Annotated in this window: 5 protein-coding genes; all 5 read right to left on the reverse strand. The window is 72.5% G+C overall.

Annotated elements, in window-relative coordinates:
• Positions 1 to 25: 25 nt before the first annotated feature.
• Entirely contained in the window at positions 26 to 3,388 is a 3,363-nt protein-coding gene (locus ABH925_RS02210; RefSeq protein ID WP_370144912.1) for a fibronectin type III domain-containing protein, read from the reverse strand.
• A gap of 138 nt (positions 3,389 to 3,526) precedes the next feature.
• Positions 3,527 to 4,819 carry an RNA polymerase sigma factor gene (locus tag ABH925_RS02215; protein ID WP_370144940.1) on the reverse strand — a complete coding sequence of 431 codons (1,293 nt, stop codon included), beginning with the start codon at positions 4,817 to 4,819 and terminating at the stop codon, positions 3,527 to 3,529.
• A 3-nt stretch (positions 4,820 to 4,822) separates the two neighbouring features.
• Complete coding sequence (locus tag ABH925_RS02220; RefSeq protein ID WP_370144913.1) at positions 4,823 to 5,224, reverse strand: YciI family protein; 402 nt, start codon at positions 5,222 to 5,224, stop codon at positions 4,823 to 4,825.
• Positions 5,225 to 5,422: 198 nt separating this feature from the next.
• Positions 5,423 to 6,457, reverse strand: coding sequence for a PHP domain-containing protein (locus ABH925_RS02225; RefSeq protein WP_370144915.1), 1,035 nt, complete (start codon positions 6,455 to 6,457; stop codon positions 5,423 to 5,425).
• A gap of 167 nt (positions 6,458 to 6,624) precedes the next feature.
• On the reverse strand, positions 6,625 to 7,455 hold an 831-nt coding region (locus ABH925_RS02230), incomplete at its 5' end, for a putative Ig domain-containing protein (protein ID WP_370144916.1).

Genomic DNA, 7,455 nt, shown 5'->3' on the forward strand with positions numbered 1-7,455 from the left:
CCCCCCCCCACGGCTCTGAACCCGGTCAGGCGTGTCTGAAGACCAGCACCCCGGCGAGCCAGACGGTTCCGGCACCGGTCAGGAAGGCGGCGTTCGGCCTGGTCCCCGCGGCGGCGATGGCGTCCTCGACGTAGAGCTCCATGTCGCCGGTGGGGAAGACGCCGGCCCGGGCGGTGAATCCGGAGCCGTGACCGAGCGTGTCACCGAATCCGGAATCGGCGTAGAAGCCCAGCGCGAGTTCCCCGTCGGCGGCCGTGGCCGCCGCCGGTGCCCCCGATGAGACGTTCACGGCCGCCGACCCCGTGGTGCCGGTGGCGTGAGCCTGCACGTCGAGGGCGCCGGTGCCGGGCGCCGTCGACAGACCGGAGTACTCCAGGGCTGCGACGCCGATGTCGGCCGGTGCGCTGGCGGTGGCCGAGACGGTCAGCGGCGTGCCCGTGGCCGCGGAGAGCGGGGCGCTCCAGACGCTGGTCTCGGTTCCGTCGGACGCGGTGGAGTGCGCGAACTCCGTGTAGGTGTTGCCCGCGGAGTCCGTGACCGCGCTGGTGGTGGCGGAGGTGGAACTCCAGACGCCCACCTCGACGACCATCCGGTCGCCCACGGTGACGGGCTTGCCCAGCGAGACCGCTGCCGAGGACGCGGAGCCGAGGTGGGTCGTCGCCTGCTGGACGAAGGCCGGTGTCGGCGCCGTGGCGGACGGTGTCACGGTGTTCGAGGCCGTGGACGGCGGGGATGTTCCGTTCGCGTCGGTGGCCGTGACGGTGAAGGTGTAGCTCGTGCCGTCGCTCAGCCCGGTCACCCTGGTGGAGGTCGCCGCCGGGTTGCCGGTCACCGTGGTGGCCGGCAGGGCGACGCCGCCCGCGGAGGGCGTCACGGTGTAGGACGTGATCGGCACGCCGCCGTCGCTGGACGCGGTCCAGGCGACGGTGGCGGACCCGTCGCCGGGCGTGGCGGTGACGCCGGTGGGAGTGCTCGGGCCGGTCCCCGACGCCGGGGCGCTCACATGGATGGTGTGCGCGACGGACGGCACGCCGTTCCTGGTGACGATGAAGAGCATGTAGTCGCCGGGCGGAGCGTAGGCGCCGGACTGCGGCATCGTCACGTTCAGCGTGCCCGGGGCCTGGCCGGCGGTGAACGAGAGCGGCACGAAGTGCTGGTCCATGTCCGCCTGGTGGGTGTCCGCCCCGAAGGAGACCAGGTTCACCGCCGAGACCGACGCGGCGTCCGGGGTGACCACGGTCTGGACGTCACCGTAGTGGGCCGAGGCGGCTGCCGAACTGATGGTCGGACGCGGGCCGTTGAAGAGGTACGAGGGCGAGTAGACCTGGGCGGAGTACTGGCCGGGGTCGCTGCTCGACTCCTCGTGGCCGCCACCCGCGATCAGGACCGTGCCGTCGGGCTGGAGGACGGCGGTGGAGTGGTAGTTGCGGGCCGTCGCGATCGGGCCGATGGTGGTCCACTGTCCGGTGGCCGGGTCCCAGATCTCGGCCGGCAGCACACCGCTGGTGACCTGCGTCTGGGACGAGGTCGGCTCGCCGCCGACCGCGAGCACCCGGCCGTCGGGCAGCATGGTCAGGGTGTGGTAGACCCGCGCGTAGTTCATCGGCGCGATCGGTTTCCACACCGGGTTGGGGGCGTTCAGGTCGATCGTCGCGGCTCCGGCCACCGACGGGGTGGTGGCGGTGACGCTGGGTGCGCCGCCGCTGTAGAGGATTTTGCCGGGCTGGTACATCACCGACGAGCCGTTCCTGAGGCCGCTCTGCCCGACGGGGGTCCAGGTCTGGGCGTTGGCGTCGAGCCAGTAGGAGACGTCCTCGGACGGGCCGATGGTGAAGACCTTGCCGTTCGGCGCCAGGTAGGAGAAGGGATACTCCTCCTCGTGCACCTGCGAGGTGCTGATCGAGGTGAGCTGGGTCCAGGTGTTCCTGACCGGGTCGTAGACCTCGGGGGTGTCGGACCAGGTGGACGAGTCGGACGAGTTGCCGCTGATCGCCACGTAGCGGCCGTCCGCCAGCTCGGTGAGGTCCGGATACCAGCGCGGCTGGTGCATGTCGGCCACCTTGGACCAGGTCTGGCTGGCCGGGTCGAAGATGTTGGTGTCGACGATGCCCAGCTTGCCGGTGCTGGTCTGGCCGTAGCCGCCGGCCACGAGCACCCGCCCGTCCGGCAGTTTCGCGTTGCCGGCGCAGAAGATGCTCGACGGTGCGGTGACGGTGGTGAAGGTCTTCGCCACCGGGTCGTAGACCTCGGTCGGCTCCGGGGTCTCCCAGCCGTCCCACTGCAGCAGTTTGCCGCTGTCCAGCACGATCGAGTGCACCGCCACCACCGGCCAGTTCTGCAGCGGTCCCCACACACCGTTGGCTGTGGCGCTCGGGGTGACCGGTTGGGACGGTGCCGACGCCGGCCCGCTGCCCACCGCGTTGGCGGCGCCGACCGTGAACGTGTAGCCGGTTCCGTCGGTGAGGCCGGTCACCACGGTCGACGTCGCGGGCGGCGACCCGGTCAGCAGGGTGGCGGGCTGGGCGACGCCGCCCGCGTACGGGGTGACGGTGTAGGAGGTGATCGGCGAGCCGTCGTCCGGGGGCGCGGTCCAGGAGAGCGTCGCCCTGGTGTCACCCGGACTCACGCCGGTGATCGTCGGGGCTCCGGGGGCCGAGGGCGCGCCGCCGGCCTGGGACTTGAGCACCACGGTCGTCGCGAGCCAGACGGTGCCGCCGCCGGTGCCGAAGCCCGCGTCGGGGGTGGCACCGGCCTGGACGGTCTGGTCCTCGCCGAGGAACTCCACGTCGGAAGTGGGGGACACGTTCACCCGCTGGGTGAAGCCGCTCCCGGCGCCCAGGGTGTCACCGAAGCCGGAGTCGGCGTAGAAGCCGAGCGCCAGCTCGTTGCTCCCGGTCGCCGCGGGGGTGGCGCCCGAGGCGACCTGGTCCGCACCCGAGGTGGTCCCGGTGGCCTGGGCGTGCACGTCCAGCACCGAGGCGTCGGTGGCGGCCGAGAGGCCTGAGTACTCCAGGGCGGTCAGGCCCAGGTCGCCCCCCGAGGTGGTGCTCGCCGTGACGGTCGGTCGGGTGCCGCCGCCCGCGGTGACCGGCGCGCTCCACACGCTCAGTTCGGTGTTGTCGGACCCGACCACGTGGGCAAGCTCGGTGTATGTGTTTCCGGCCGTGTCGGAGACCCTGGCGGCTGTTGCCGAGGTCGCACTCCACACCGTCACGGCGACGACCAGCCGGTCTCCGGCGGTGACGGGCGCGCTGGGCGTCGCCGAGACCGAGGCGGCCCCGTCGTGGTGATGAACGGACACCTGCTGGACGAAGCCGGGTGCTGCGACGGCACCGTGGGCCGGTAACGCGGCGCCGCCGATGGACGCCGCCGCGAGGGCGGATGTCACCAGTAAGCGGGCGATGCGTGGATGTGGAACCGGAAGCAACTGTTCCCCCTGTGCGGGCTCGGTGAAGGCGGCCAGAGCCTATCCTCTGCGAAGTCATGTGGGAACCACGCGAGTTGGGCGATCCTCGCGGCCGGATGTTCAGGCAGACGGGCCGGGGTCGGTCAGTCTGGCGGCCCGTATGGCGAGATGGTGCCGCTCGGGCAGGCTGGCGGTGGCCCGGGAGGCGGCGCGGAACAGTTCGGCCGCCGCCGTCCGGTCACCGGCCATCTCCAGGAGATGGGCCCGCACCACGGTGACCCGGTGATGGCCCGTCAGGCGAGGGTCCGGCGCGAGGGCTTCCAGCGCGTCCAGGCCGGCCTGCGGGCCGTGCACCATGGCGGTGGCGACCACCCGGTTGAGCGAGACCACCGGGTTTTTCGAGATGCCTTCCAGCACCCCGTAGAGGGCGAGGATCTGCGGCCAGTCGGTGTCCGCGGCGGTGGCGGCCTCGTCGTGGACGGCGGCGACGGCCGCCTGGACCTGGTACGGACCCACCGGGCCCCTCGGCAGCGCGGCGGTGATCAGCGCGATCCCCTCGGTGACGGCCGCGCCGTCCCACCGTCCGCGGTCCTGCTCGGCCAGCGGGATCAGCTCGCCGCCGGGTCCGGTCCGGGCCGGGCTGCGGGCGTGGGTGAGCAGCATCAGCGCCAGCAGCCCGGTGACCTCGCTGTCGTCGGGCAGCAGCGCGTGGACGGCCCGGGTCAGCCGGATCGCCTCCCGGGACAGCTCGACCCGTTGCAGATGGTCGCCCACGCTGGTGGCGTAGCCCTCGTTGAAGATCAGGTAGAGGACGTGCAGCACCGCGTCGAGCCGCTCCGCCCAGCCGTCCGTCTCCGGCAGCCGGAACGGCACGCCGGACGCCTTGATGCGCTGCTTGGCCCGGCTGATCCGCTGTCCCATGGTCGCCTCGGGCACCATGAACGCGCGGGCGATCTCGGCCGTGGTCAGCCCGCCGACGCAGCGCAGGGCGAGCGCGAGGGCCGAGGCAGGGGCCAGCACCGGATGGCAGCACAGGAAGAGCAGGGTCAGCGTGTCGTCCTGCCCCGCCGTGTCGACGGTGTCCGCCGCGGGCGCCGCCCGCCGGTCGGCCGGTACCTGCCGGGCCACCCGGTCCTCCCGGCGGCGGCGGGCCTGCTCGCTGCGCACCTCCTCGGTCATCCGGCGCTGGGCGACCTGGATCAGCCAGCCGCGCGGGTTGCCGGGGATCCCCTCTCCGGGCCACTGGACGGCGGCGGCCAGCAGCGCCTCCTGGACGGCGTCCTCGGCGGCGGTGAAGTCCCCGAACCGCCGGGTGAGCACGCCGACGACCTGCGGCGCCAGCTCGCGCAGCAGGTCTTCGACGGGCGCGGTCTCGACGGGCGCGGTCTCGACGGGCGCCTCCGGATCAGTCAGGGGTCACAGCTCCTCGGTCGGGGCCGACATCACCTGGCGCACCTCGATCGGCATGTTCAGCGGCGCCCCGCCGGGACCGGGCGCCGCCGACACGGCGGCGGCGATCTCCACTGCCCGCTCGGGTGCCTCGCAGTCGACGATCCACCAGCCGGCCACCCACTCCTTGGTCTCCGGGAAGGGCCCCTCGGTGACCACGGGCGCACCACCACCGTGCGAGCGGACGATCCTCGCCGTGTCCGGCATCGCCAGACCCTGCGCGTCGACCAGCTCTCCGGCGGCGGACAGCTTGACATTGGTGTCGCGCATGAAGGCGATGTGCGCCTGGATCTCCTCAGGCGTCCAGGTGTCGATCGCCGGGAAGTCCACCGTCGCCGCACTGAACTGCATCAGCAGCATGTACTTCATCGTCCTGCTCCTCGGACTCGCGCGCCCACCGCCGGGGCGCTCTCACGGACTGGTAGAAGCACGCTCCGCGATTTCGACACCGGGGCGAGAACTCTTCCGAACTGTTGTCGCCACCGGCGAGCATAGGTGCCGCGACAGCGCGTCGGACGGCGAAACGACGGGCCGTCCTGGATGTTCTTCGGGCGGGCCGGCCTGCGACTACGGTGCGGGCCGGGCCGGGGGTCGGCGGGTCCGGGTCCAGGTGAGCAGTTCATGGGCGGTCCAGGTGGTGATGACGCGCCCGGGTGGGATGCCGCACTCCTCGGCCCGCGCGCAGCCGTGGATCTGCCAGTCCAGCTGCCCGGGCGCGTGGGCGTCGGAATCGATCGCGAAGAGGACCCCGGCCTCGTCGGCCCGGCGCAGCAGGCGGCGCGGCGGGTCGAGGCGATCGAGGCGGGAGTTGATCTCCACGGCGGTTCCCGCCCGGGCGCAGGCGGCGAAGACCACGTCGGCGTCGAACACGGATTCGGGTCGCTGCCGGTCGCCCACCAGCCGGCCGGTGCAGTGCCCCAGCACGTCGACGAGCGGATTGCCGACCGCCGCGACCAGGCGGTGGGTCATCGAGGCCCGGTCCATGCGCAGCTGCGAGTGGGCCGAGGCCACCACCACGTCCAGGCGTTCCAGCAGCTCGTCCTCCTGGTCGAGCCCGCCGTCGGCGAGGATGTCGCACTCGATCCCGGTGAGCAGCCGGAACGGTGCCAGCTCCTCGTTGAGTTCGGCGACGACGTCGAGCTGTTCGCGCAGCCGGTCCGCCGACAGGCCGCGGGCGATGGTCAGCCGTGGCGAGTGGTCGGTCAGTACCGCCCACTCGTGCCCGATGCCCCGGGCGGCGCGGGCCATGGTGGCGATCGGGCTGCCGCCGTCGGACCAGTCGGAGTGCAGGTGGCAGTCTCCGCGCAGGGCCGCCCGCAGCGCCCGGCCGCCGTCGACCAGTGGAGCCCGGGCCTGTTCCTCCAGGCCGGCCAGGTAGCCCGGCTGCTGCCCGGAGAGGGCCTCCGTGATCACCTGCGACGTGGTGGCCCCGATCCCCTTCAGGGCGGTCAGCCGCCCGGCGTCGGCCAGCACCCGCAGCTCCGCCGGGGTGAGCGGCGCGATGACCTCCACGGCGTGGCGGAACGCCTGCACCCGATAGGTCGGGGCCTGCGCGCGCTCCAGCAGGAATGCGATCCGCTCCAACGCCTCCACCGGTTCCATCCTCTGATCCTCGCAGGATTCCGGCCTTCGGGCCGGGCGACGCGGGGCGTCCGGGGGTATCGCGCGGGGGCGGGCGTGACATCGCGGGTGACATGCGGCCGGCTCACCTGCGACCCGAGTGGCGGTCGCAGGTGAGCCGGGGGTTCCGCTGGTTCAGTGCGGGGCGGTCAGGAGGCGTTCAGGGCGGTCTCGTCGACGACGAAGCTGGTCTGCAGGCTCGCGTCCTCGCTACCGGTGAACTTGAGGGTGACGGTCTGTCCGGCGTAGCTGGACAGGCTGAACGAGTGCTGTGCGTAGCCGGAGGCCGCGTTCAGGTTGGAGTAGGTCGCCAGCGTGCCCAGCACGGTGCCGGAGCTGTTGAGGACCTGGACCTTGAGGGTGTCGTACGCCGTGGTCCGGGTGGTCTCGGCGGTGTCGATGTGCAGCCAGAACGAGAAGGCGGCGCTGCAGCCGGCCGGGATCGCCACGGACTGGGCGAGGGTGTCGGTGTGGGTGGTGCCGTAGCCGTCGAGCCAGGCGTCCCAGTTGCCGGAGTGGGCCGGCTCACTGACGGTGTCGTTGTTCAGCACGCCCGCGGTCATCTTCCAGGGCGAGGCGCTGCCGGTCTCGAAGCCGGGGTTGCCGATCTTCTGGCCGGGGCTGGTGCAGCCGCCGCCGCCGGAGGTGCCGACGGTCCAGCTGAAGGAGGTGGAGCCGGACGCGGTGCCGGAGCTGGCGGTGACCGTGACGCTGCTGGTGGCGGCGGTGGTCGGGGTGCCGGAGATCAGGCCACTGGCCGAGATGCTCAGGCCCGCCGGCAGGCCGGTGGCGCTGTAGGTCAGGGACTTGCCGGCCGAGTCGGTGGCCTTGATCTGCAGGGAGGCGGCGGTGCCGACGGTGCCGGTCTGGTTGCCCGGGTTGGTCACCGAGACGGTCTCGACGCTGCTCGGGTTGACGGTCCAGCTGAAGCTGGTGCTGCCGGAGGCGCCGGTGCTGTCCTTGGCCGTCACCGTGACGCT

The organism is Streptacidiphilus sp. EB129 (genome assembly GCF_041262645.1).
Taxonomy (GTDB): Bacteria; Actinomycetota; Actinomycetes; order Streptomycetales; family Streptomycetaceae; genus Streptacidiphilus.